We start from the raw sequence: 25,767 nt of genomic DNA on the forward strand, positions 1-25,767 counted from the left end.
AAGTTATTTATATTTGTGTCGTCCTCAACGATTAGTATATTGTTCAATATAAATTACTCCTTTGTCTGATGTTATCGTATAAAATGTGTAAAAACGTGTTCTTCCAATCCCGGAAATCCATATTTTTCTTTTCCCAAAGCAATACTTTTTATGAGAAAGACCATATTCCTTGCCAGAACACGCATTGTCTGCAATCCTTCTTCGTCCTGCTTTGCCTCGCCTACATTTCTTCCATGCACACTATTCCAATATTGGCTGGATGCTACGGGCATTCCTGTAATAGTAAAATACTTATTCAATTCATCAAACGTCGCAGAACAGCCTCCACGCCTTGCAACTGCCACGCTTGCCCCAACCTTCATCGTCTTATCAAATGGTGTACTGTAAAACAGACGATCAAGACATGCGATCAAAGTCGCGTTCGCAGATGCATAATACACAGGGCTGGCAATCACAAGCCCGTCCGCCTCCTTAAACCTGGCTGCAATCTGATTCACCTCATCATCAAATACGCAACATCCCTTTTCTTTACAGGAACAACAAGCGATACATCCCCTGATATCTTTGTTGCCAATCTGTACTGTATCCACTTCAAATCCTTCTTGCAAGAATATCTTTTCCATCTCTTTCAATGCAATGGAAGTATTGCCATTGCTACGTGGACTTCCGTTAATCATTAATACTTTCATTCTCTTCTTCCTCCTCTAATACTACTTTTATCATATACCATAATATACTCTTCTGCATTTTTATCAATAATCCTAAATTCCTTGCTTTCGGTATTCTTTATAAAGCAGAAAACTGGCAGAAACATCATCTCGCCTTTATTTCCTACTATTATACCTTCTTATTTACCACTTGCAATAGAAAAGGTATTATTGCATCTGTATAAAATACAATAATACCTTTTCTATGACATATTTATAGACTTCTATCTAGTAAGCAGGATGTCATGATTCACGGTCCGATAGAAGGCTTCCTGAATCTTCTTATAGTCCATATCAGGAAGTGTCATCAGCCACATCATTTTTGTAATCGTCGCTTCAAGAGTCATATCATAGGCCTCAATCAGGTTAAAATCTTTCTTAACCTTCTGTCCAACCTCATAAACCTCCATATTGCTGCCTTCATTTGCAACCTGCGTTGCCATCACCACGTATTTACCTTTCTCGTGCCATTCTTCCATCTGATGATAGAATTCTTCCACGATACTTGCCGGTATTCCTCCTACTCCAAAACTTTCCAACACAATGCAATCATAATTTGCAAATAAATAACTAAGCAATTCCGGCTTTACCCCCGGAACCATCTTCATGACACAGATACTATTCTTCATCTCGTGATAAAATTCCACACGCTTTCTATACGGCATCGTCGGGATATAACGTATCACCCGATGATCCTGGATCACCGCCGGATACGGAAAATTAATACTGGAAAACGCATTATAACTCTTCGCCCGCTCTTTCTTCGCACGGGTTCCAACGATTACTTTACCGTCAAAGACGATATTCACATCCTGCGAATCATCATCAGCAGCATAGACAAAACTATCCAAAAGATTCGTCTTCGCATCGGTCACCACCATATTAATTGGCTTCTGTGCTCCCGTTATAACAACCGGCTTCGCAGAATTCTGGATCATATAGGAAAGAGCTGCGGCCGTGTACGCCAGCGTATCCGTTCCATGAGCAATTACAAATCCATCATAACTATAGTAATTCTGTTCGATGGTCTCTACCATCATGCGCCAATGTTCTGGTGTAATGTTCGTACTGTCAACATTCATGATCTGTTTTGTATGAATCTCGCAGACATTTGCCACTTCTGGAATATAAGACAATAATTCTTCTGTTGTAAGCCCCGGCGCCAAACCTTGCTCTGTCTGCCTGGAAGCAATCGTTCCACCGGTACCAATCATTAGTATTCTTTTCATGATTCCTCTTCTTCCTAATTAATATATTCTGTGCATTCCCCATATTTGCATCAGAATTATCATAACAAAAAGCAAAGGCGCTTTCAACCACATAACTACTTATTTTTCTCTCTTCAGTTCTTCAAGACGCTTTAAGGTCTCCTGGAGGGCGAGTTCCATCTGTTTCAATTCTTTATTTTTCTGATCCAGTTATATAACGTACAGTATTCCTATCCATTTCATATAATTCTTTTGAAAACATTCCCATCACCTTCTCGATATTCTGACAGATCTCATATACCTGTTTATACATCGGCTTGAAATCCGGATACTTCTCGATTAGTGCAATAACATCTTCCGGACTGTCACTGCCAAGAAAAGTAAGCCATGCATCTAATCGTGTTTCTATACCTTTATTGTGATGATTTTTCAGATAGATGTCAAGCGGGATGAAGATGAATTTCTGTAGAAGTTCCAGTTTCATTCCTGTATTTGATATCTGTTGAAACTTATGAATATAGTTATCAGGAAAAACATGAAACTCACGAGAACTTTTCTCAAACAACACGATTGTATAGACACTTTTGATATGCTTATAAGAAAACGTATCTTTCGTCATCTTACGACGAACCATCTTATACTGTCGAAGCAAAAGATCTGCCGAGTAACAAGCACTTCTCTCTCCGGGAAACGCATATCCAATCTTCTGAATCTCTACATTGGCAATACTTCCGTCCTCCAACTGTACTACAATATCCATCAATAATAAAGACGACTCATCCAGACGTTCCGGATGAATCTCTGGGTCTAATAATGCCTTGGCACAAAAGTCATACAGCATCTTTACTCCCCTTACGCCAGTACAAAAATCAAGGAACTCCTCTTGATACCGTTCTTCCCAACTATCAAAAATCTCTGCCAGTCTTTCATTGCCGTAGATATCATCCAACACCTCCTTCCGACTTCTAATCATTGGGAAATACATCTGTAACTTACTCGTCATACACCACTTCTCCTTTTAATTTTGTATTTTTCATCGGGTAACTACTTCTAAATCGAAGCCTGAGATGCCTTGCGGCTTAGATCTATCCAGGAGTCAGATAAATTTTTTCACCTTTTTCTTTATTTAGTGTTATAATAGGAAATATACTTTTACAGAATATTGATAATTAACACAGGGAGGAATTCTCATGAAATTAGTAATTACAATGAGTCGCCGCTTCGGAACCGGAGCAAGCGTTATTGCAAAGGAACTTTCTGAAAGACTAGACATTCCCGTATACGACAAAGCATATATCGAACGGAAATTATATGAACACGAATACGAAAGCGAGGCGGAAGCCATCCGCAAACTTGCACGAAAACCATGCATTATTCTTGGACGCTGTGCTTCCGATATTCTTAAAGATCAAAGAAATGTCCTTAATATCTTTGTCTGCGCATCTATGGAAGACCGAATTCAAAGAATTATGAAATTGGAATCCCTTACTTATGAAGACGCAAAAGAAAAAGTGGAAAAAAGTGACGAAGAGCGTGCTGTCTATTATCATGAGCACACTGGAAAAGCCTGGGGAGATGTCAATGATTATCATATGATATTGGATACCTCAGAATTGGGCGTTGATAACTGCGCGAATATCCTTATGCAATATTTCGAACGATTAGAATATATTTAGAATTTCATCCCTGTTAATCATACTTTCTCTGATACTCCTTTCAGGACATGGAAGTTGGTTTATTTCTGGCTATAATACTGCATCAAAAAAGGAGAAGGAAAAATATAACGAACGGAAATTATGTCAGGTTACAGGCGGCGGTTTAGGGATTATCGCCGTCTTAGCATTAATCATGTGCATTTTTGAGAATCAATTACCTACTGATTTTATATATGTATTCCTTGTTATTATCTTTATTGATATTGCTGTAACTATGATCTTAAGTCATACCATCTGCAAGAAGTAAGGGCGCAATACATAATCGTATCACCCCCTTTACATACTAATAATCTATATCTATTCAATCCTACCGATGATAAAACGCTTCCATCGCTTCCCCGATATACTGTGCCGCGCCTTTCCCATAGACACTGTCCATTCCTTCTCTAACCTTTGCATCCGTTTTATAACACTGCGCCAGTTCCAGCATCAATTTTGACACATCTTTCATCTGATAAAGCTGCTTCGAGACAAAATCATATTCTCCTACCAGTTCTCTCACCTCGAATGAATTGACATCTGTCCCTTTCTTATCCGCAAGTTTCTGCTGCACTTTTCCGAGCCGCCTCTGATACGCCGTCATAATCTCTACATCTTTCGGCTGTTCTTTCACAGCTTTCATCATGCTTTCCTTATCTCCATACCATTCTACAACCTTCTGAAAATTCCGCTGTACCTGCTCACTTGCCGCACCCTTCACAAATTCATCATGGAATTCCACCATACTTCCATAGTGTTCTATAAAGATCTCCTTATGCCCCTCAGACATATTTTCAGTTATAGACTGATACAATGCTTCAATCTCATCCTTACTGAATACTTCAAAATCCATCTTATCCTCTCCTTTCAAAATGTCATTGATACTGTTAATCATCCGTTCCAAACGCTCTTTTTTCAATATCAGCATTTTCCTCTGACCTTCCAGTATCTGATTTCTATCAAGTCCAGGATTGTCCATGATGGTTCCGATATCCTTAAGCGGCATATCAAACTCCCTGAAAAATAGTATCTGCTGTAACCTCTGAAGTGCTTTATCGTCATAAAGCCGGTATCCCGCCTCGGTTGTAGCCGTTGGTTTTAACAGACCTATCTCATCATAATAGTGAAGCGTGCGCACGCTGATACCCGTTAACTCCGATACTTCTTTTACTGTTCTCATCCAATGCAACCTCCTGTTCTTGATGAATCTATCGTATTCTATCACGCGGCGTGAGAGTCAATGGGTATTTTGTAATTTCTATTTCTTTTTCTGATGGGCAGTGATAATAGTATAACTATAAGCATTGATTGTGATTTCACAATTCTCTATACCCACATACCAGTTTTTTCCTCTTCTTGTGATTGAAGCGTCTGGCATCTGAATTCTCTTTCGACACCAGTCAACTACATTTCCTACAGTCAACGAAAGATTTTTCTGAATCCGCTCTACTCCCAACTCCGTGGTATGTAACTTATCCAGATTAAGAAGCAATTCACATTCCCCTTTCAATATTTGAGCCAACTTCACTTTTCCAGTTATCTGGCTTACAACCAATTTAAAAACCTTCGTTCTTGGAATTGCTGCTTTACTAAAAGGGAATTCTTCTCTATGATAGTGCGCTACCAATAACTTCAACGCTTCATACTTTTCATCATCCGGAACCATCTCAATCTTTCCCCGTCCGATGACACTTTTATATTCCATGGTGCAGTAACCCCTTGAATAATCAGACACCAACTCATGTGAACAATCCATCTCAAAACTAGCCCGATTATCCTTCTCTATTAAACTATATTTTGTTCCTTCTGTTGCCCCATGGAAATATAAAACAATCTTCCCATCTTCTATCTGCATCCCAAAGTTAAGAGGCAGGATATATGGATAGTCACTATCATTCAGAGCCAGTCTACAGACATCGCATTCTTCCATTACCTTGATAATCTCATCTATATTTGTAATTTCTCTGTCACTTCGTCTCATTATGCTCTCTATTCCTCTCTTTTCTCTTACTTCTACTCAACTGCATCCCGAATATTAAGCACTTATTTCAGGACTTGTCCTATGGTAGGTTTTCCTACTCCCATCGTTCCACCAATTGATATAGATTGTTTTCATATTAATGTCTCTCCACTATGAATCGGATGCAATCTATCTCCCATAATCTCTTTCATAATCTCATATGCAATCTGTCCTGTACAGTGTCCCGTATAGAATATACTCCTCGTCTCCATTAAAGCATCTGCTATTTTCTGAATATTAGCAATATCTTCCTCAGTATATCCTTCCTTCTGCATCAGATGGAAACCACTGATTACAATATCTGGTTCGGAATGAAATATCTCTGCATACTTATCCAAAATATTCAGAATTCCATTATGTGCACAGCCAGATAATAAAATGCGCTTATCGCCTTGCGTAACAACAAGACATTGTTCATGGTCGAAAGTATCCTGGACAAAGACACCATCCACCTTTTTCTTAAGCTGCAGATTTCCTTTCGCAGGATACCTGGACCCTATAATATCCGTATATAAAAATAATTCATCATCCAATCTTAGGTCACTATCCACAGTCACACACTGTTCCAATTGTAAGATATCCTTATCAATGCCAATATATTTTTCCTCTTCACCTGTCAAATGATAATAGTCCAATCCTGCGGATGATTTTAAGTATATTTTTGCTCCTGGATTCAACTTGGCAAACGCAAGAATTCCACCTGCATGATCGTAATGTCCATGACTCAGAATCATGGTATCTACTTGGGTCAAATCTACACCAAGCACCTTCGCATTATACAGAAACATATCCGATGCCCCACTGTCCATAAGTAGTTTATGTTTCTCAGTCTCAATATAAAAACTCAAACCATGTTCATATTGACAATGTGGTTTTCCCGGTGTATTTTCAATCAGATTTACAATTCTCATCTTCCTATACTCCATAAAAAACATTTACATTTTTAGTCTGCATTCAACCCCTTCGTAGTGACGTGTCCCCTCATTCGCTTCATACGGAATATCTTTATAATAACGAAATCCCAGTTTCTCCATCACTTTCCCAGATGCCGGATTTTCTTTCGCATATCTTCCCACCAATTCTTTCACTTTTAGAACATTTTTCGCATAAGATATAATCTCCCGCATAGTTTCAGTGGCATATCCCTGTCCCCAATATTTCTTGCCAAAATTATAGCCTATCTCGAATAAGCCATATTCCTCCTCAAAATATACTAGTCCCGTTCCAATTAACTCATTAGAATCTTTTCTGACAACTGCCCAACGAAACCATTGCTCAGAAGATATCTGTCCCAATTCAAACTCAAGCCATTCTTTCGTCTTCTCAATGTCATGATGACTGCTCCAGAACATATACCTGGCAACATCCGGGTCGCTTTCCCAACATTCGAAGACCTCACTTGCGTCTTCTCTCTGAAAAGGTCTTAATATTAATCTCTCCGTCTCTAATATCGGTGTAACCATAAGCTTCTCCTCCTTAGATATTACCTCTATCATCATCTCTATACCTCATAGCACCTATGGCCATCCCTATGCACATTCCTATACTGACTCCAAAGCACATTCCCATGCCAATATTAGAAAATGCTGCGCCGATAGCAGCGCCAATCCCCGCTCCAAAGCACATCCCTATACTCATCCCCATAGATATGGAACTCCCTCTGCGTTCTTGTTCCTTTTTCCATTCCAGCGCATCCTGCTCTAGTTTCTTCATGTATGTGTCCTTGCCATCACAATAGCCATCGTTATCATAAGTAAATTGCGCTGCAAGGCACGTCTTTAATTCTGCATATTCTTTTGCTGTATCTGCATGACTTCTGAGATAATCTCTAACTGCCAGATGCCGATTAATTTCATTCTGATTACTCACCTCAAAGATGTGTACGTGATACGTACGATTATCTCCGCCTTTCATGCAGAAACGTCTGCCAGGGATACCGTATTCTCCCTTATATTCATAGCCGAGGCTTTCTAAATCCTCACGGCTTTCATCGACTAACGTAATGTCTTTAACAACTGGCATAATGTCAATAATCGGCTTCGCCTTCAATCCTTTTACAGATGTACTTCCGATATGATAGATGGCAGCACAGTTCTTTCCTAATGCACTTTTTATTCGCTTTTCCTCAACCTTATACATTTTTTCCCATTCAGAGTTATAATCTACAACTTCTATTTTTCTTGCCACAATCGGTCCTCCATCCCTCTTCCTTGATTCCTCTACTCATTCTACAATTTCAACGCATTCATCGGACACTCATCCACACACTTCACACACAGGATACATTCCGTTGCATTTTCTCTTTTTCTTGAATTACTTGTTACGTCTACATTCATTGGACAGACTCTCTTACACTTACCACATGAGATACATTTTTTCTCATCAACTTTTATACGCATAACAGCAAAATAACTCATCGGTTTTAAGAATACCGTAATCGGACAGAGATATTTGCAAAATGCACGATTATCCTTCAGTACAACCGCTAACACAACCCCCGCAGCATAGTACAATATATTGCCAGCAATAAAACTCCAGAACATAATCCGATTCAGGTCTGGTACATGAAGCAAGAACAATGCCGCAACAAATAACAGAGAGATGCCAAATGTAATGTATCGGAGATAACCAATCTTCTTTCTCGGACTCTTAGGCTGTTTATACGGCAGCAAGTCAAGAATCATAGCCGTCCAACAGGCATAGCCGCACCATCCTCGTCCAAAGAATAGAGGTCCGAATATCTTCGCTACAACATAATGGATAGTTGCCGCCTCAAACACACCTGAAAACAGGTAATACCAAAAACCTTCTATCTGCATATTCTCCCTGCTGAGCACCCCAAGGTAAATCAGCATATACAATCCCACGCCAAATTGAACCACCAGCCTTGCATGCTGATACTTCCGAATATACAAGAATAATCCAAAAGCAATAAAACCACCAATATATGTAAAATTAAACAGATAAAAGATATTATCAAGTGTCTGCCATAGAACGATTGCAATTGTTTCAAATATCACCAGCATAATCAATGGACCTGAATATTTTTTTAGAATTCTCACTTTTACCTCCTGTCATATTTTGTAACCTACAGGACCTACCACCGGATGCCTCGGCACCTCAAACTACTTACTATACTCATTCCTAATTGACTCTATAAATCCTTAATCCATCATATTCATCAATCAAATGAAGCATACAGTTCATCGGCTCTGTATCCTTATCCTGTTCTTCTCTCTCCAGTTCCTCATAATTCTCCACCATTAACTCATGCATTCTGGTCTGTTCGCGCAGATTACGGCTGATTGTTTTCACATCTTCTCCTAAGCCATAGATTCCCTTACAGAGTTCTTCCTTCCGATAATCCGTACCATAAGTCCAGCCCATCGATAATTTTTCATTCAGCCAACGCTCATGCTCCATAGGTCCGATAATATCCATATCAGTATCTGTAAACTGATCCAGCAATTCATAATCCACCGGCTTATCCGTATAGAAACAGTCAATTGCATCCAGATAGCCCGCGAATGCTTTCGCCTGCATAATATTAGACAATTTGTATTCCAGAGATAGATTTTCGAAACTTTCTTCCAGGCTTTCTGCAGACTCTTCTCTTTCCTTTATATCTTCAGGAACAGCACTTTGATATCTGCCATTCAATGCAACTGCAAAATTATATAAATGAATAAAACTGCTGTTTGACAGGTAAGTATGTGTTCTCCGGTTATTAGGAACAAATGCAGTATCCAGACTAAACCCAATGGAATCTCTTTCATTTACCCGTATAATTGTCTCAATATCCTTCACAAAACTTACTGGATCACCCGTCATCTTTCGATAAGTTCCTTTTGCCACATCTTTCTTATATTCCAGTTTGCTATCATAATAATACATTGCCTTGATATCATTTCCGATGAATTCCAGATCACACCACATAGCATGAAGTTCCCTTCTCGAATTCTGCCCATAAGAAGTACGGTCCCAACACTGTAATTCATCGCACAGCATCAGAATGTATGCCAGCGGATGCAGATTAACATCAAATGGAATATTGCGTTTTTCATCCCTGATATTCGTAACCGAGAACTTATACATGCTGTTATGCAATACAATGGCCGTCAGCGCATCCAGACAGGTCACCGTCATTGATTCCATTCCCATCATCTTTTCTAATTCTTTAAACAACAGGACTCCACTGAAATAAGCATGATCCATGAACCCTCCAAAAGCATCCGGCTCTTCTGGCTTTGGATTCAGCATCTCACTGCAAATTGTCTCTGAGGAACATCCATATACACTTTCCAGTTTATCCGCAATATTTACCGCCAGCACTGCATTTACCGTCTTCTCGCTTAATTGTCTTCCAAGAAGTTTTTCATAGTATGCTGCTTCTTCCTCACTCAGACGAATGTAATCCTGCACACCCCTATATGCAACAAACGGCACGCCTATAATAGAATTCCCATAATAGGATTTCACCTGCTCAAAAGGAAGTTCAAATGGATAGCCTATATCGTGGAACAATGCAGCAAGTCCCCAATATCTTATATAGTGATGAGCCGCTTCTTTTTCATCTGCAATCCGGTAATACTCCCGATATGCTTTTCTTATGATCTCATTCTTGTTGTAGATAGCAAGTCCCAATATAAATACATAAACAGAATGCGAATAATGATCCCTATGCTTCATAAGCAGAGCACTCGCATTAGACTCGAATTCCGCCAGCATCTCTATCATCTTTTTTGCCTTTCCATAATTGCCAAAAAACATCTCCAGATAACAGAAGTATACATCGAATGCATCCTGCGCTACTCCCGACCGCATGAATCTATGGATTGCCCGTTCCAAGCATAATCTGTCAATGTCCATCTCCATATTATAAGGAATCTGATGCGTTGACACACTCTTTCCCTCCAAATCCTGTAATGCACTCTTTGTATGATCAAAACGAAGTTCTTCACATAAGTCTCGGATGAAGCCCAGACATTCACGTTCAATAATTACTGATATTTTCCGTGTCCCTGTAATCTTCCGGTATGGTTGGATACGCCAGACCATACCTTTCTTTATTATGCTCCTGCATCATTTTTAACGCTGTATATCCCATTTTTCCATCCTCCAAGTTTTTTCAATTCTTTTTGCGAACTTGCCTGTATAACTGCTATCTTCATCTCTACTCTCCTCGCACAAGATACAATCCCCTTCGACTGCTTTGACAACTAAAATCTCTCCCGATGAATCTTCTCCAACGGCAGTTCATCCAATCGATGCGCTTCCGGATGTTCTGCAGGAACTCCCAGAGACAGAATTGCCTCCAGACAATAACCGTCCGGTACCGCAAGCAATTCTCTGATATATTCCTCTGTAGTCCTTCCATCAAAAGCCTCCCGAAGCCTACCTTGAATCCAGCAACTGCCAACACCCAGACTATCTGCCATCAGGTGCATATAGTAATGTGTTCTTCTCTTGTACAACAATCAATTCCCATGGTCTTCGATTCCTTCCTGATGCAGACAGAAGTCCTGCCTGTAAAATCTGTTCCAGTTTCTCCTGTGGAATCTTCTCTCCTGTATAGTTTCTTACGCTTCTTCGATTCATCATAATTTCTAACAATTTCATAACTTCACCACTTTCCAATATTTATATAGTTGCAATATCAAATAGCATTCTTATACTTACCTCTATCCTACCATAACTTGCCCCAGAACGTTCAATTTTCTTGTTCAAACTTTAAATATTTTCACCTACAAGATCCTCGCTTCGGATGCTTTGGCAACAAAATAGAGACTACAGCATCTGCCACAGTCTCTACTCATTTTTTATCTTAACAAAATGATTCCCTCTACAATCCCGAATATCCATAACTATTCACGATTGCATCCACTTTCTTTCCTTCCTTACACAATGGGCAGTCGTTGTTAGCATAGACCTGATATCCCGGAACATTCTTCTTTGTAAAGATTGCATGGATATCCATACCTGCAACTTTGGAAACTGCGCTGAATACCGCACACACTCCACTTACGCTGCCTCCATAGTAGATAACTGTATTAATCGACTGAAGCATCGTCTTGCCAGTATTAATGGAGCCGGCAAGAATCAATACATTCTGGCCGGAAACCATTCTCTTCGTATTGTCACGGAACATCATCTGTCCCAACTGATTCTGTTCCGGCGCAATCACCGAGATATTCTTTCCACGATTTTTTGCAATCTGACTAGGCTCTGCCAGCAATTCTGCAAGAAATGCACCTACAACTTCCATACCATCCAGACATACAATCGTATCAACATCTGCAGAAGACAAATAAGCCTCTGCCAATACTCTTGCTGCCTCTCTTGCATGATCACACCTGCATTTGATTGTAGATATATCGATATAAGTATTAACATGCGAGTGACTTCTTGCGAAATGTCCCTGCATAATCTTAATCCGTGCTTTTGGGTTCTTATCCGACCGCAGATCCTGTAACTTTACTTCCATACCTCCCGCTCCTTTCCTCTCTACAATACACTTTGTTCGTTGCCATTAAGGTGTCCTAAAAATGTAAGATTTACCGTTCTTTCATTTATATATCAATTTTACCATAATATTTCAAAAAATCCACTGTTTTATGAATAATTTTCAGAATTTTCTATCTTTTCACCATATCAAAATACTATTTTACATTATAGAAGATTTGCATCCAAACATTCTTTAATTCCAATCTAAGACAAAATACTTTTCCTAACAAGACATAGAAAAAGCGTACACCTCATTGTGGGATGTACGCCATATTTTACTTATATATCTGCTAAAGTATCTGCTAATTATGTATCTATAATTAGTTGTTGATCAGTTTGTCAGAATCGCTCCAACTATATAATTTTCTTACTTCCTCGCCAGTCTTCTCTGCCGGATGCTCTGCTGCAAGTTTTCTCATTGCTCTGAAGTGAGCCTGTCCGCCTGCTGCTGACATATCTAACAGGAATTCCTTAGCGAACGAACCATCCTGAATATCAGAAAGGATCTTCTTCATTGCTTTCTTAGTATCTTCGGTAATGATCTTCGGTCCTGTAATGTAATCACCATACTCAGCTGTGTTAGAGATAGAGTATCTCATTCCCGCGAAACCTGATTCATAGATAAGGTCAACAATCAGTTTCATCTCATGTACACACTCAAAATATGCGTTTCTCGGATCGTATCCAGCCTCTGTCAGAGTCTCAAAACCAGCCTGCATAAGAGCACAAACACCACCGCAAAGAACTGCCTGCTCACCAAAGAGGTCTGTCTCTGTCTCTGTTCTGAATGTTGTCTCAAGAACACCTGCTCTTGCTCCACCGATACCTGCAGCATATGCAAGTGCTTTGTCAAGTGCCTTACCTGTAGCATCCTGTTCTACAGCAACCAGACAAGGAACACCCTTTCCTGCCTGATACTCGCTTCTTACTGTGTGTCCAGGTCCCTTAGGTGCGATCATTGTAACGTCAACATTTGCCGGTGGAACGATCTGTCCAAAGTGAATATTGAAACCATGAGCAAACATCAGCATATTGCCTTCTTCAAGGTTTGGCTCGATATCTTTCTTGTACATTGCTGCCTGTTTCTCATCATTGATCAGGATCATAATAACATCAGCCTGTTTTGCTGCTTCAGCTGCTGTATATACTTTTAATCCCTGTGCTTCAGCCTTAGCCCAAGACTTGCTTCCCTCGTAAAGACCAATAATAACGTTGCATCCAGATTCTTTTAAGTTAAGGGCATGTGCATGTCCCTGGCTTCCGTAACCAATAATTGCAATTGTCTTACCTTCCAGTAATGATAAATTACAATCTTCCTGATAAAAAATTCTTGCTGCCATTTTGACATTCCTCCTAATTTGATAAATAAATTAATTTTTATTGTTAAACAGAGACAGGCGCAAAATCCTGCCCCCATTTAAAGGCTTGTTTCTTATTCAATAATCGTAACGTCCTTAATACCTCTGGAAAGTCCGGTAATACCAGTTCTTGCCAGTTCCAGAATCTCATATCCATCAAGCAGATTCAGGAAAGCATCCAGTTTTGACTGATTACCGGTAAGCTCTATCATCAAAGATTCTTTCTCGACATCCACAATCTTCGCACGGAAAATATCTGCAACAGAGATAATCTCTGATCTTTCCGCTGCATTAGCACGAACCTTGACCATGATCAGTTCGCGATATACGGATTCCTCCGGATTAAGTACCTTGATTTCAACAACATCCTCAAGTTTTCTCACCTGTTTTTCAATCTGGGATAAGATCAACTCATCACCGGATGCAACGATTGTAATTCTCGTGAATCTCGGATCAGCGGTTACACCTGCAGTGATACTGTCAATGCTGTATCCGCGTCTGCTGAATAATCCTGAGATACGGCTTAATACGCCGGGATTATTGTCAACTAATAATGAATATACTCTTTGCATACTGCACCTCTTTCTAAATGTATTCCAAAAACAGAGTGCGTTCTGTTTTTTGATCATAACAATATCTTTTGCTTTTGTCAAGCGGAAACCCTCTATCTTTTCATAAATTACGTTATTTTTCATAAGTTAGCCATGGAGCATTTTAGCAGAAATGAAGGATATCGGCTACTGTCTCGACGATGTAGGTGGCGCCGGCAGTCTCCAGTTCTTCTTTGGTTCCAAAGCCGTAAAGAATACCCAGGCAATCAATCCTCACTTCTTTGGCTCCGAATACATCGTGTTCGCGGTCTCCTACCATTAGCACGCTTGACTTATCCTGGATCTGGCACACTTCCAAGGCATAGCGGATGACTTCTGTCTTAGTGCCGCGGCGGCCGTCCAGTTCCATACCCGCAACGTAATCAAAATACTTGGAGAGACCGAAGTGTTCGATGATCTGGCGTGCAAAAGGTTCTGGTTTTGACGTCGCAACCACCAGGGTTTTTCCTGCATCTTTCAGTTTCTTAAGCATATTTTCGAATCCCTCATAGACACGGTTTTCGAAAATGCCTTTATCACGATAGTATTCACGGTAATATTCGATTGCCTGCCAGCCCTGTTCTTTTGAGAACCCATAATATTGTTCAAAAGACAGGTTCAGCGGCGGACCGATGAACTTATAGAGTTTTGTCCGGTCCGTTTCTTCAATTCCAAATTTTTTCAGCGCATAGATTACAGAATTCGTAATCCCCAATGATGAATCCGTAATCGTTCCGTCCAGATCAAAGAAAAATGTATCATATGTTCTGTGCATATCCTGCTCCTTTCTTATATCTATCTTACCGTTCAAAGCATACCTGCTGAATGCATATGCCATATAAGTTACCCTATCGTGCAATTATAATATTTTCTTTACATCTATGCAAGAATTTATTGCTAAACCAATGGAAAACTGCCGCCCGATAACCGAATCCCGGCTATAAGACGACAGTTCTCCTGATCATGGCTTATTAAAATAGGTTATTGTTATATATTATCTCTGGACACGTCCGGAAGCATCTCCTCCGGCAAGTTTTGCGACTTCGTCCATTGATACCATATTGTAATCACCCTCAATAGAGTGCTTCAGGCAAGATGCCGCAACTGCGAATTCAATCGTTGTCTGAGAATCATATCCGCTTAAGATTGCTGCGATCAGACCACCGCCAAAACTGTCTCCACCGCCTACACGGTCTACGATATGCATCTTGTATTTCTTGCTGAAGTAATAGTCTGTTCCGTCATATAACATTGCAGACCAGTTATTATCATTTGCAGAGAGAGATTCACGAAGTGTGATTGCAACCTTCTCGAATCCGAAACGGTTCGCAAGCTGCTTTGCAACATCTTTGTAACCTTCGTGATTTACTGTTCCGGTTGTAACGTCTGTATCAGCCGCTTTAATTCCGAATACATCTGCCGCATCCTCTTCGTTAGCGATGCATACGTCAACATATTTGCATAACTCGCCCATTACTTCTCCTGCTTTTGCCTTGCTCCAGAGTTTGTTTCTGTAGTTCAGGTCACAGGATACTTTCACACCCATCTCTTTTGCTGCTTTACATGCTTCTAAACAGATTGCAGCCACACCGTCATTCAATGCTGGTGTAATTCCTGTAAAATGGAACCACTCTGCACCCTCAAAGATCTCTTTCCAGTTGAAATCTTCAGAAGATGCTGTATAGATAGACGATCCGGCACGGTCATAGATAACCTTGGAAGGTCTCTGAGAAGCACCCTTCTCAAGAAAATAGATTCCTACACGGTCACCACCTCTTGCAATATAAGAAGTATCCACGCCATATCTTCTTAAAGAATTTACTGCAGCCTGACCGATCTCATGAGTCGGGAGTTTTGATACAAATGCCGCATCGAATCCATAATTAGCAAGAGAAACTGCTACGTTCGCCTCTCCACCGCCAAATGTTGCGCCCAACTTATCTGCCTGCACGAAACGATAATATCCTTCCGGCGCAAGTCTTAACATCAGTTCACCAAATGTAACTACTTTTTTACTCATTGATTATTTCCCTCTGCTTTCTTTTACAATCTCTACTGCTTCTCTTGTAAGTTCTTCAATCTTATCAAAGTCTCCTGCATCCACAAGATCACCTTTCACCATCCAACTTCCGCCACAAGCTACGATTCGATCATATGCCAGATAATCTCTTACATTGTTTTGGTTGATACCGCCTGTAGGCATGAACTTCATTCCAACATATGGCGCAGCCATAGCCTTAATCATCTTAAGTCCGCCTGCTGGCTCAGCCGGGAAGAACTTTACAACTTCTAGCCCATTCTCGATTGCCTGTTCGATATCGCTTGGGTTCGTGCAACCTGGTGTAATCAGGATTCCCTTTTCTACACAGTATTTTACAATCCTTGGATTCAGTCCAGGGCTGACAATAAACTTCGCACCTGCTGCTACTGCACGGTCAACCTGCTCTGTTGTAATCACAGTTCCTGCTCCAATCAACATATCCGGGAACTGCTCAGACATAATTCGAATCGCTTCTTCTGCTGCATCTGTACGGAAAGTAACCTCTGCACACGGAAGCCCACCATTACACAGAGCCTGTGCAAGAGGTGCTGCATCCTTCGCATCATTAAGAACAACAACCGGCACGATCCCTAATTCCTGAATCTTTTCTAATACTTCGTTCATCATAGTTTCTCCTTTTAATTTGATATTATTTTTCTTTCTCTTTCTAGTCCCAAGTTTCATATTATGGAACTCGCTTTCACAATACGAACTTCTTGATTCTAATTATACTCTATATCCATTTATTGTCAAGCAATTTCTCCACCTTTTTTTTTCTCAAGTTCTATACAAAAAAATCCCTATTTACTCCCACCCACAATCGTGCTACAATTCCACTAGAAAGCGAAATGGAGTGATCTCTATGGAAGAAAAGAACCCAATCCAGGTATCGGAGCGCATATTCCATACCATCGAATGCCTTGCAAAGTATGGTCCCATGGGACTTCTGGAACTGAGCAAGGAACTGAATCTGAACAAAAGCACAGTACACAGAATCCTGAATTCATTAATCTTCATGGATTACGTCAAACAAGACCCGGAAACTTCAAAATACAGTTTAAGTTTTAAGTTCTGCCATATCTCGAATCAGATTCTTGCCCAGAATAACATGATAGACATTGCCCGGCCATATATTAAAGAACTGGCAGAACAGACCGGCGAGACAGTCCATCTGGTCCAGATGGATGGTATCAATGCCGTATACATCGATAAAGTCGAAGCATCCAAAAATTCCGTACGCCTTGTATCAATGGTTGGGAAATCCATTCCCCTGTACTGCTCTGGCGTTGGAAAAGCACTGCTTGCTGACATGAGTGACGACAAGATTCAGCATATCTGGGAGCAAAGCGATATACGGAAACTGACCGACTATACTGTGACCGATTTCGACAAATTCAAAAAAATAATTGCCAGCATCCGTAAAGATGGCTATTCTCTTGACAATGAAGAGAATGAACTCGGCGTACGCTGTATTGCCGTATCCCTTAAGGATTATCGCGGAAAATCCCACTATGCAATCAGCATCTCCGCCCCTAAAGACCGGATGAGTGATGAACAGCTTAAGAATTTCCAAAAACTAATCCTTCAAATTAAGGACCAGATCCAATGGGAAATGGGGCAAAGGCATTAATGCCTCTGCCCCTTCTTTTCATAACCTACAGTTTTGCCACCGTCAACATTTTTTGGCGGTTTCGGTCTCCAGCAAAAAGTCCTGATCCATAAATGCTTTCATCGCACAAGCCTCCCTACACGTATTTCTTCAAAGTAGCGCGTACGGCTCCCGGACCCGCGGTCAGTTCTTTCAGATATCCGCATACAACATCTGCCATTTGGACTTCATACAGATCAACACCGAAGATCTGTGTCATCTTAAGCACTGGTGCAACTGCTGCTTCCACATCCTGTCCCTCTTTTAATTCCAGTCCCGCAACGTACGGGCATACTGTATCTTTCAACGGGTCTGGGCTTAACTCAAACTTATTGCCTTCATCATCCACGCCCATGAGATAACGCAGCCATCCTGCGAATACCAACGGGATCAGTTTCAGATCTTTCACATCCAGTTCAGGGGAAGCCTGGTATGCTTTGATCGTCTCTCCAAAACGGATTGCCAGTTTCTGTGAAGTATCAGTAGCAATACGCTGCGGAGTATCTGGCATGAATGGATTCGGGATACGCACATTCAATACGGTATCAATGAATTCCTTCGGATCCAAAACGCCTGGGTTCACTACAACCGGAAGTCCTTCCACATATCCAATCGTCTTTACCAGTTTCTTAAGTTCCGCATCTTTCATCTCATCAGAGATCTTCTGGTAACCAAGCAGACATCCATATACAGCCAGAGCTGTATGAAGAGGATTCAGGCAGGTACATACCTTCATCTTCTCAACTTTTTCTACCGTTTCACGCTCTGTAAACATCAAACCGGCTTTTCTGGTCCTTTTTCAAAATCATCTGCTACTGCCGGAAGGGTCTCGCCTCTTCCATTTACAAGACTGTATCCTTTCTCTGTAATCGTGAAGGATACCATCTGAAGAGAATCCTTACGGAAGATCTCTTTAAGGCGCTCGTACTCCGTATCATTCTCAGAATCCAGAATCAGGGATTCTACCACGCTTCCTACGATGGTCTTCTCTACATTACCATCTGCTTTCAAAGTAACCAGAAAGCTGTAATCATCATGTGGACGGTTCATCTTCTCTACGATCTCATAGTCAAACCCCTCTGCTACTACCAGACCACGATCCAGAACGCCGTCATTCAGAAGGTTCTGAACAACATTTGCCTGGAATGCACGGAAGATATTACCTGCTCCAAAGTGAATCCAGAACGGATTCTCCTTCGTAGCCTCTGTCACTTTTTCACGGTCGAACTGTGGAAGTGCATACCCCGCATCTTCCCATTGTTTTCTATCAGCAAGTCCTTGCGCGCTTAATCTCCTCATTATCTTGCTCCTTTCTGAATTGCTTCCCACAGACCATTCAGGTAAGTTGCTCCCAATGCACGGTCATAGAGTCCGTATCCAGGCATTGCCACTTCATCCCAGATCATACGTCCATGATCCGGACGGATCGGTCCATCGAATCCGATATCGTATAATGCTTTCATAATCTCATACATATCGAATGTTCCATCAGAAGACAGATGTGCTGCCTCTTCGAAATCTGTCGGAGAATTGAACTTCAGGTTACGCACATGTGCGAAGTGGATACGCCCTTTTAATGAACGGATCATATCCGGCAGATCATTGTTCAGGTTAGTTCCATAAGAACCGGAGCAAAATGTTACACCATTGTGCGGATTATCTACCATCTTCATCATACGCTGGATGTTCTCTTTACAAGTAATGATACGAGGAAGCCCGAATACACTCCATGCCGGATCATCTGGGTGAATCGCCATGTTGATATCGTATTTGTCACATGTTGGCATAATCTTCTCAAGGAAGTATTTCAGATTCTCAAATAGTTTCTCTTCATCTACATCTTTGTAGAGTTCAAAAAGTTCTTTTACATGCTCCATTCTCTCAGGCTCCCAGCCAGGCATTACAGTACCGTTCATATCACCTGCGATGGAGTCGAACATCTTCTCAGGATCAAGATCGTCTACTGCTTCCTGCGTGTAAGCAAGTACGGTAGATCCATCCGGACGCATTCTTGCTAACTCGGTTCTTGTCCAGTCGAATACTGGCATGAAGTTATAGCATACAAGATGAAGTCCTTCCAGAGCCAGATTCTCCAATGTCTGAATGTAGTTCTCAATATACTGATCACGCTCCGGCGCTCCTGTCTTAATCGCGTCATGGATGTTCACACTTTCGATACCTGCGATACGAAGTCCGGATGCCTCTACCTCATCGATCATCTCACGAATTCTCTCACGACTCCATACCTCCCCCGGCTGTGTATCATACAGTGTAGTGATTACACCTGTTACGCCTGGAATCTGGCGAATCTGCTTCAAGGTAATCGTGTCGAACTTGCTTCCATACCATCTGAGTGTCATTTCCATAATTTTTTACCTCTTCCTTTACTAAAAATGTTTGCGGTTCTTATAATTTTATTATATAAAATCCACCCCAAACTACCATAGCCGAAGTTGTTGTATACATTGCAAAAATCGTGGTTTTGTGATACGCTAAAATCACCTTAAGTATATCGGATTGCTTAAAGAAGAAATCTACCACATGTGAGGCATTCTTCATGAAAAAAAATCTGCAGACCGCATTCAACACCCGTCAATATATGCTATCCAAAGATTTCGAAATCTATTATTATAGTGACCATAATCTTTCAAAAGTAGACATACATTCTCACGATTATTATGAGTTCTATTTTTTTATAGAAGGTGATATCAGTACACAGATTGGCAAGAGCATCTATCCGATTCAGCCCGGAGATATTATGCTGATTCCACCTCACATTCCTCACCGACCCATCATACATAGCCTGGAGACTCCATATCGGCGTTTTGTGTTCTGGATCAGCCAGGATTACTACCAGCATCTTCTGAAACAATCTAATGATTATGCTTATCTGGTACAGTACGTTATGACCAGCCACGCTTATATCTTACACACCGATCAGATTACCTTTAATGGGGTTCAGGCCAAAGTTCTTCAATTAATCGAAGAAACGCAAGGCAACCGTTTTGGAAAGGAAGCACTGCTTCCTCTGTGCGTTAATGATCTGATCATGTATCTGAACCGCATACTCTATTATCAGAGGAATCCAGGAAAGCGAAATGCCGAAGAAAGTTCTCTTTATAGGAATCTTAAGATCTATATTGAAGATCATCTGGATGACGACCTATCATTAGAAATACTTGCCAAAGAATTCTATGTAAGCAAATACCACATTGCCCATGTATTCAAAGAGAACTTAGGCATGTCCATTCATCAGTATATTACCAAGAAAAGACTCGTTCTCTGCAAAGAAGCTATTCTTGGAGATATGAGTATTACAGAAGCATACCAGACATTTGGCTTCGGAGATTATTCAAGTTTCTACCGTGCTTTTAAGAAAGAATATGGAATCTCTCCCAAAGACTTTCGGGATATGAAGATTGTGGGATGTGACTGATTGGGTACAGGACATATGCTAGTTTGGGACGTAGTAAAATACACTTTTACTACGTCCCAAACACTACCTTTCGACATTATATTCCACATCATTCACCCTGACTTTTACGACATCATCCAGTTCAAATGTCTTACGGAACAGTTCATATTTTTCCATCTTCGTTATCTTTCCATCACTGCCGGTACGACCGCCTCCGCTGCCAGAATACCAGATTTCATCCGTTTCTTCTCCGTCATATCCCATATCCCCCTGCATGAGTCTTACACAGGTTCCATCCTTTCGTATCGCCGTCACCGTAGGGCAAAAATTCACATTTATAGCCTCCGCCGCTTCTCCTTGTGACCATCTGGACCGGCAGCCCTGCACTTTTATACACATTCCTCGAATTTCAATTGCTTTGATCGTAATTCCTTCCGGGAATTCATTCTTTTTCGGATTCATCTTAATGACTTTATTCATCTTATCCTCCACCCTGAAGGATATGCTTAGGATCTCATCTCCATGCTCCTTGAGCCACTCATCATCCGGAATCTTCGGAATATTGTCCGCATATTGCACCGTGCAGATATTTCCGCCGGCGTTCCATTCACACATAAAATATCTCTTTGCCCCATATTCTCCATATAACGTTACACTGCCACTCCCACTGGAACCAAATCCAAATATATCAGAGAACCCGATATTGGGACAACTGACACTATTTCTCACCGCATCGTTACTTTCTTCATTCAAGGCTTCCACCGACACTAATACACTCTTCACATCTCCATCTGCCAATACATCTTCAATTCTCAGGCAGTAGTCATCATTCTTCACTTCATAATTCTGATCCTGCAAACGATATGAATACTTAACCGCCGCTCCTGCGAGAATACATAGAACTATGACTATGACAATGGCAGCAACGGCTCGCTTGTGCCTATCAAGTGCATCTCTCCTAAATCTCCTGCATCAATTCACCTTTATAATTGGAACATCCGACTTCATTCGTATCTTCGTACAGATATCAAAGCCTGATTCATTAGGCAGATTCAAGTCCAGAAGTACTAGATCCAGCTAGCTGTTTCTCAAATACAAAAGAGGCAACATCCACGAAGTCTTCCGGGGCTGTTACCTGATATAAGGCATTCTCTAATAATTGCTTTAATTCCTGACGAATTACTGTCTCATCTTCGATAATCACAATATGCATAGTACGCTCCTTGTCCACTTAGGTACACCCCAAATGACAATTTGGGACGTAGTAAAAGTGCATTTTACTACGCCCCCAGTTAATTATTTCACAAGCAGGCTCTTGCCTGTCATTTCTTTTGGCTGTTCCATTCCCATAAGTTCGATCAATGTCGGTGCGATGTCTGCCAGGCATCCGCCTTCTCTCAACTTATAAGCCGGATCTGCATTTACAAGGATGAATGGTACTGGATTCGTTGTGTGGGCAGTGAACGGCTCTCCACTCTCTTCATCAATCAGCTGTTCTGCGTTACCATGGTCGGCACAGATGAACATCTGTCCGTCTACTTCCTTGATAGCATCGACCGCCTTGCCTACACACTCATCGACTGCCTCAATCGCTTTGATTGCTGCGGCTTCCACACCTGTATGACCAACCATATCCGGGTTCGCGAAATTAATGATAATTACATCATAGTGATTAGATTTGATTGCTTCTACCAGTTTATCGCATACTTCATAAGCGCTCATCTCTGGCTTCAGATCGTAAGTCGCTACCTTTGGTGACTTAACCAGGATTCTGTCCTCACCTTCATTCGGCTCTTCTACACCGCCATTGAAGAAGAATGTTACGTGTGCATATTTCTCTGTCTCAGCGATACGTGCCTGTTTCTTATCATTTGCTGCAAGAAACTCGCCAAATGTATTGGTAATCTCTTCTTTCACGAATGCAACCTGTTTATTCTCAATCGTCACATCATATTCGGTAAAACATACATACGTTGTCTTTACTCTCTCGCCTCTATCGAATCCTGTAAATTCATCATCACAGAAAGTTCTGGTAATCTCTCTTGCACGATCCGGACGGAAGTTAAAGAAGATGATCGAATCATTATCCTTAATCGTTGCAACAGGAGCGCCATCTTTCATAACTACTGTTGGAAGCACGAATTCATCCGTTGCATCCTTATCATAAGAAGCCTGGATTCCTTCCGGTCCGCTTACTGCCATCTCACCTTCACCATAAACCATTGCTCTGTATGCCTTCTCTACACGATCCCAGCGGTTATCACGGTCCATAGCATAGTAGCGTCCCATCACTGTTGCGACTTCACCAACGCCAATCTCCTGCATCTTTGCTACTAATTCTTCAACATATTCTTTTCCGGATGCCGGAGGTGTATCACGTCCGTCAAGGAAGCAATGTACATATACCTTTTCAACACCCTGTCTCTTTGCCAATTCTAACAGTCCATAGATATGTGTATTGTGGCTGTGTACGCCGCCATCGGATACAAGACCGAACATATGAAGCGCACTGTCATTCTTCTTAGCATTCTCACATGCTGCAAGAAGTGCCTTATTCTCGAAGAAATCTCCATCCTGAATCGCCTTTGTAATCTTGGTAAGATCCTGATATACGATACGTCCTGCTCCCATGTTCAGGTGTCCTACTTCTGAGTTACCCATCTGTCCGTCCGGAAGACCTACAGCCATTCCGCTTGCATTTCCTTTGACAAATGGATACTCTGCCATTAATTTATCCATAACCGATGTCTGCCCTTGCGCAACAGCGTTTCCGGTAGTATTCTCATTCAATCCATAGCCATCTAAAATCATTAATACTGTTGGTTTTTTGCTCATGTCTATTCTCCTTTTTGACTCTCTTTTTATTTCATCTCACAAAGCAATCCCTGCTCCATGAAACCAGTTACCAAATGCACCTGCTAATCATTACACACCACACAATTTATCGATCCATGCATCTGCCAGATCTATCCACTGCGCACATTCTTCCTGAACACCGCTTCCATCCTCGCGTTCTACCAAAGAATTGGCAAGGCTAAGACCGTGCTCTCCTTCCGGGAAAATATGCAGTTCAACCGGGACATTCACCTTGCGAAGCGCCATCGCCATCAGCAAAGAATTCTCCACCGGCACGGTTGCATCAGTGGCTGTATGCCACATAAAACAAGACGGCATTGTCTTTGTCACCTGTTTCTCAAGAGACATCGCATCCGCACATTGACTAAGTTTGTCTCCCAAGAGATTCTCAAAACTTCCCATATGGGCATATCTGGGATCAGAAGTAATCACAGGATAACTCAGCATAATTCCCTTCGGTCTCAGTTCCTCTGCCTTCGCCTGAAGTTTAGAACTCATGAATTCCTGATTCCAGAAGATGCCGTAACTCGCTGCAAGATGTCCTCCGGCAGATGCCCCCTGAACCACGATCTTATCTACATCAACACTCCATTCTCTGGCATGTTCATGTATGATCTTCATCGCCTGCCCCACTTCCAGAACCTGTGTTGGGAAACAGGATGGTGCTACCGAATAGCGCAGCACACACACATGATATCCCCTACTTAAGAAATGCATTGCAACCGGCTCTCCCTCCCGGTAACTGGTCATCTCATAACCGCCTCCCGGACAAATGATAATCATCGGCCTTTTCTGAATCTTAAGCAGCCGGTCATGCGGCGTATCCAGAATATAAGTCTCAAGCCTTGCATAATCCGCAGAGCCTTCTACCCGTATCGGAATCTCTTGATAAATCATAAAACAATCCTTTCCTCATGCCTTGGCAACCAAAAATCGTAGGGAGCGTATGCTGCCCCCTACGACTGAATTTACTCTTACTTGTAATTTACAATCTTACCAAAGTCAGCCTTCAGAGAAGCTCCACCAACGAGTCCTCCGTCAATATCAGCCTGAGCAAATAACTCTGCTGCATTGCCTGCATTTACAGATCCGCCGTACTGGATACGGATTGCCTCTGCTGTTGCTTCATCGTAAACTTCCGCGATGCATGCACGGATTCCTGCACATACTTCTTCAGCCTGTTCTGTTGTAGCTGTCTTTCCTGTTCCGATTGCCCAGATTGGCTCATAAGCGATAACTGCTTCTTTTGCCTGATCCGCTGTTACGTTCAGGAATCCAACTTTAACCTGCTGACGAATGAAATCCATCGTTACACCCTGCTCTCTCTGCTCCAGGGTCTCGCCACAGCACATGATCGGTGTAATACCATGCTCAAATGCTTTTAACATCTTCTTGTTAACTGTCTCATTGGTCTCTGCGAAATATTCTCTTCTCTCGGAGTGTCCAAGGACAACGTATTTTACTCCTGCATCTGTAAGCATTGCCGGAGAAATCTCTCCTGTGTATGCTCCGCTCTCTTCAAAATACATGTTCTCTGCACCAACCTCAATGTTTGTGCCTTTGCATGCTTCTACTACAGGGATGATGTCGATTGCCGGTACACAGAATACTACATCAACATCTTCGCTTGCTACTAATGGTTTTAATTCTTCAACTAATGCAACTGCCTCGCTTGGAGTCTTATTCATCTTCCAGTTGCCTGCTACAATTTTTCTTCTTGCCATGA

Annotated in this window: 26 protein-coding genes and 3 pseudogenes; 4 read left to right on the forward strand and 25 right to left on the reverse strand. The window is 41.5% G+C overall.

Annotated features, from left to right (window positions below; translation table 11 throughout):
* Nucleotides 1-71 precede the first annotated feature (71 nt).
* The 3 genes from ACQRBN_RS12260 to ACQRBN_RS12270 all read right to left on the reverse strand — a co-directional run bounded on the left by ACQRBN_RS12260 (nt 72) and on the right by ACQRBN_RS12270 (nt 2,918).
* The gene (locus ACQRBN_RS12260) at nt 72-689 is read right to left on the reverse strand and encodes a flavodoxin family protein (protein WP_427739283.1); all 618 of its coding nucleotides are present in this window, start codon (nt 687-689) and stop codon (nt 72-74) included.
* 242 nt (nt 690-931) lie between these two features.
* Nucleotides 932-1,936 (reverse strand): asparaginase, encoded by a 1,005-nt coding sequence (locus tag ACQRBN_RS12265; RefSeq protein ID WP_427739284.1) that lies wholly within the window; start codon nt 1,934-1,936, stop codon nt 932-934.
* A 172-nt stretch (nt 1,937-2,108) separates the two neighbouring features.
* Entirely contained in the window at nt 2,109-2,918 is an 810-nt protein-coding gene (locus ACQRBN_RS12270; protein ID WP_427739285.1) for a PD-(D/E)XK nuclease family transposase, read from the reverse strand.
* A 187-nt stretch (nt 2,919-3,105) separates the two neighbouring features.
* Between ACQRBN_RS12270 and ACQRBN_RS12275 the strand changes: the two genes are divergently transcribed.
* Together ACQRBN_RS12275 and ACQRBN_RS12280 are read left to right on the forward strand one after the other, a co-directional pair.
* Entirely contained in the window at nt 3,106-3,591 is a 486-nt protein-coding gene (locus tag ACQRBN_RS12275; protein ID WP_427739286.1) for an AAA family ATPase, read from the forward strand.
* A 10-nt stretch (nt 3,592-3,601) separates the two neighbouring features.
* Nucleotides 3,602-3,877: a DUF3784 domain-containing protein gene (locus ACQRBN_RS12280; protein WP_427739328.1), complete on the forward strand. Its 276-nt coding sequence runs from the start codon at nt 3,602-3,604 to the stop codon at nt 3,875-3,877.
* Nucleotides 3,878-3,937: 60 nt separating this feature from the next.
* On the opposite strand, the gene ACQRBN_RS12285 is transcribed toward ACQRBN_RS12280, so the two are convergent.
* The 15 genes and pseudogenes from ACQRBN_RS12285 to ACQRBN_RS12355 all read right to left on the reverse strand — a co-directional run bounded on the left by ACQRBN_RS12285 (nt 3,938) and on the right by ACQRBN_RS12355 (nt 16,749).
* A complete protein-coding gene (locus ACQRBN_RS12285) occupies nt 3,938-4,789 on the reverse strand; it encodes a MerR family transcriptional regulator (protein ID WP_427739287.1) in 852 nt (283 codons plus the stop codon).
* A 78-nt stretch (nt 4,790-4,867) separates the two neighbouring features.
* Complete coding sequence (locus ACQRBN_RS12290; RefSeq protein WP_427739329.1) at nt 4,868-5,122, reverse strand: DUF3781 domain-containing protein; 255 nt, start codon at nt 5,120-5,122, stop codon at nt 4,868-4,870.
* Between the two features lie 24 nt (nt 5,123-5,146).
* Nucleotides 5,147-5,590: pseudogene (locus tag ACQRBN_RS12295) on the reverse strand (pyridoxamine 5'-phosphate oxidase family protein); the annotation flags it as partial.
* Nucleotides 5,591-5,721: 131 nt separating this feature from the next.
* Nucleotides 5,722-6,540, reverse strand: a complete 819-nt coding sequence (locus ACQRBN_RS12300; protein ID WP_427739288.1) for an MBL fold metallo-hydrolase — start codon at nt 6,538-6,540, stop codon at nt 5,722-5,724.
* A gap of 24 nt (nt 6,541-6,564) precedes the next feature.
* Nucleotides 6,565-7,092, reverse strand: a complete 528-nt coding sequence (locus ACQRBN_RS12305; protein ID WP_427739289.1) for a GNAT family N-acetyltransferase — start codon at nt 7,090-7,092, stop codon at nt 6,565-6,567.
* A gap of 13 nt (nt 7,093-7,105) precedes the next feature.
* Nucleotides 7,106-7,816: a GrpB family protein gene (locus ACQRBN_RS12310; RefSeq protein WP_427739290.1), complete on the reverse strand. Its 711-nt coding sequence runs from the start codon at nt 7,814-7,816 to the stop codon at nt 7,106-7,108.
* A gap of 41 nt (nt 7,817-7,857) precedes the next feature.
* Nucleotides 7,858-8,655, reverse strand: a complete 798-nt coding sequence (locus ACQRBN_RS12315) for a 4Fe-4S binding protein (RefSeq protein WP_427739331.1) — start codon at nt 8,653-8,655, stop codon at nt 7,858-7,860.
* 118 nt (nt 8,656-8,773) lie between these two features.
* Nucleotides 8,774-10,531 (reverse strand): hypothetical protein, encoded by a 1,758-nt coding sequence (locus ACQRBN_RS12320; RefSeq protein WP_427739291.1) that lies wholly within the window; start codon nt 10,529-10,531, stop codon nt 8,774-8,776.
* Between the two features lie 317 nt (nt 10,532-10,848).
* Nucleotides 10,849-11,248 (reverse strand): annotated as a pseudogene (locus tag ACQRBN_RS12325) (nitroreductase family protein).
* A gap of 223 nt (nt 11,249-11,471) precedes the next feature.
* A complete protein-coding gene (locus ACQRBN_RS12330; protein ID WP_427739292.1) occupies nt 11,472-12,113 on the reverse strand; it encodes a phosphoribosyltransferase in 642 nt (213 codons plus the stop codon).
* 340 nt (nt 12,114-12,453) lie between these two features.
* On the reverse strand, nt 12,454-13,473 hold the full coding sequence (ilvC, locus tag ACQRBN_RS12335) for a ketol-acid reductoisomerase (RefSeq protein WP_427739293.1): 1,020 nt from the start codon (nt 13,471-13,473) through the stop codon (nt 12,454-12,456).
* Between the two features lie 92 nt (nt 13,474-13,565).
* The gene (ilvN, locus tag ACQRBN_RS12340; protein WP_427739294.1) at nt 13,566-14,063 is read right to left on the reverse strand and encodes an acetolactate synthase small subunit; all 498 of its coding nucleotides are present in this window, start codon (nt 14,061-14,063) and stop codon (nt 13,566-13,568) included.
* A 142-nt stretch (nt 14,064-14,205) separates the two neighbouring features.
* Complete coding sequence (locus ACQRBN_RS12345; protein WP_427739332.1) at nt 14,206-14,856, reverse strand: HAD family hydrolase; 651 nt, start codon at nt 14,854-14,856, stop codon at nt 14,206-14,208.
* 219 nt (nt 14,857-15,075) lie between these two features.
* A complete protein-coding gene (locus ACQRBN_RS12350) occupies nt 15,076-16,101 on the reverse strand; it encodes a PfkB family carbohydrate kinase (RefSeq protein ID WP_427739295.1) in 1,026 nt (341 codons plus the stop codon).
* Nucleotides 16,102-16,104: 3 nt separating this feature from the next.
* Nucleotides 16,105-16,749: a bifunctional 4-hydroxy-2-oxoglutarate aldolase/2-dehydro-3-deoxy-phosphogluconate aldolase gene (locus ACQRBN_RS12355; RefSeq protein WP_427739296.1), complete on the reverse strand. Its 645-nt coding sequence runs from the start codon at nt 16,747-16,749 to the stop codon at nt 16,105-16,107.
* A 235-nt stretch (nt 16,750-16,984) separates the two neighbouring features.
* Between ACQRBN_RS12355 and ACQRBN_RS12360 the strand changes: the two genes are divergently transcribed.
* Nucleotides 16,985-17,752 carry an IclR family transcriptional regulator gene (locus tag ACQRBN_RS12360; RefSeq protein ID WP_427739298.1) on the forward strand — a complete coding sequence of 256 codons (768 nt, stop codon included), beginning with the start codon at nt 16,985-16,987 and terminating at the stop codon, nt 17,750-17,752.
* A 115-nt stretch (nt 17,753-17,867) separates the two neighbouring features.
* On the opposite strand, the pseudogene ACQRBN_RS12365 reads toward ACQRBN_RS12360, so the two are convergent.
* Nucleotides 17,868-19,069: pseudogene (locus ACQRBN_RS12365) on the reverse strand (hypothetical protein).
* A complete protein-coding gene (uxuA, locus tag ACQRBN_RS12370; protein WP_427739299.1) occupies nt 19,069-20,136 on the reverse strand; it encodes a mannonate dehydratase in 1,068 nt (355 codons plus the stop codon). The pseudogene ACQRBN_RS12365 and the gene uxuA overlap by 1 nt, the downstream one beginning before the upstream one ends.
* Before the next feature lie 191 nt (nt 20,137-20,327).
* Between uxuA and ACQRBN_RS12375 the strand changes: the two genes are divergently transcribed.
* Entirely contained in the window at nt 20,328-21,206 is an 879-nt protein-coding gene (locus tag ACQRBN_RS12375; RefSeq protein ID WP_427739300.1) for an AraC family transcriptional regulator, read from the forward strand.
* A gap of 63 nt (nt 21,207-21,269) precedes the next feature.
* Here ACQRBN_RS12375 and ACQRBN_RS12380 read toward each other — a convergent pair whose 3' ends face one another.
* The 5 genes from ACQRBN_RS12380 to tpiA all read right to left on the reverse strand — a co-directional run bounded on the left by ACQRBN_RS12380 (nt 21,270) and on the right by tpiA (nt 25,765).
* The gene (locus ACQRBN_RS12380; RefSeq protein ID WP_427739301.1) at nt 21,270-22,043 is read right to left on the reverse strand and encodes a DUF4179 domain-containing protein; all 774 of its coding nucleotides are present in this window, start codon (nt 22,041-22,043) and stop codon (nt 21,270-21,272) included.
* Nucleotides 22,044-22,227: 184 nt separating this feature from the next.
* The gene (locus tag ACQRBN_RS12385; RefSeq protein WP_427739302.1) at nt 22,228-22,398 is read right to left on the reverse strand and encodes a hypothetical protein; all 171 of its coding nucleotides are present in this window, start codon (nt 22,396-22,398) and stop codon (nt 22,228-22,230) included.
* An 83-nt stretch (nt 22,399-22,481) separates the two neighbouring features.
* Nucleotides 22,482-24,020 carry a 2,3-bisphosphoglycerate-independent phosphoglycerate mutase gene (gpmI, locus tag ACQRBN_RS12390; protein WP_427739304.1) on the reverse strand — a complete coding sequence of 513 codons (1,539 nt, stop codon included), beginning with the start codon at nt 24,018-24,020 and terminating at the stop codon, nt 22,482-22,484.
* Nucleotides 24,021-24,110: 90 nt separating this feature from the next.
* Nucleotides 24,111-24,938, reverse strand: coding sequence for an alpha/beta hydrolase (locus ACQRBN_RS12395; protein WP_427739305.1), 828 nt, complete (start codon nt 24,936-24,938; stop codon nt 24,111-24,113).
* A gap of 77 nt (nt 24,939-25,015) precedes the next feature.
* Nucleotides 25,016-25,765, reverse strand: a complete 750-nt coding sequence (tpiA, locus tag ACQRBN_RS12400; protein ID WP_427739306.1) for a triose-phosphate isomerase — start codon at nt 25,763-25,765, stop codon at nt 25,016-25,018.
* Nucleotides 25,766-25,767 lie beyond the last annotated feature (2 nt).

Origin of the sequence: Bariatricus sp. SGI.154, assembly GCF_050313795.1 — a bacterium.
Taxonomy (GTDB): Bacteria; Bacillota; Clostridia; order Lachnospirales; family Lachnospiraceae; genus CAMBRQ01.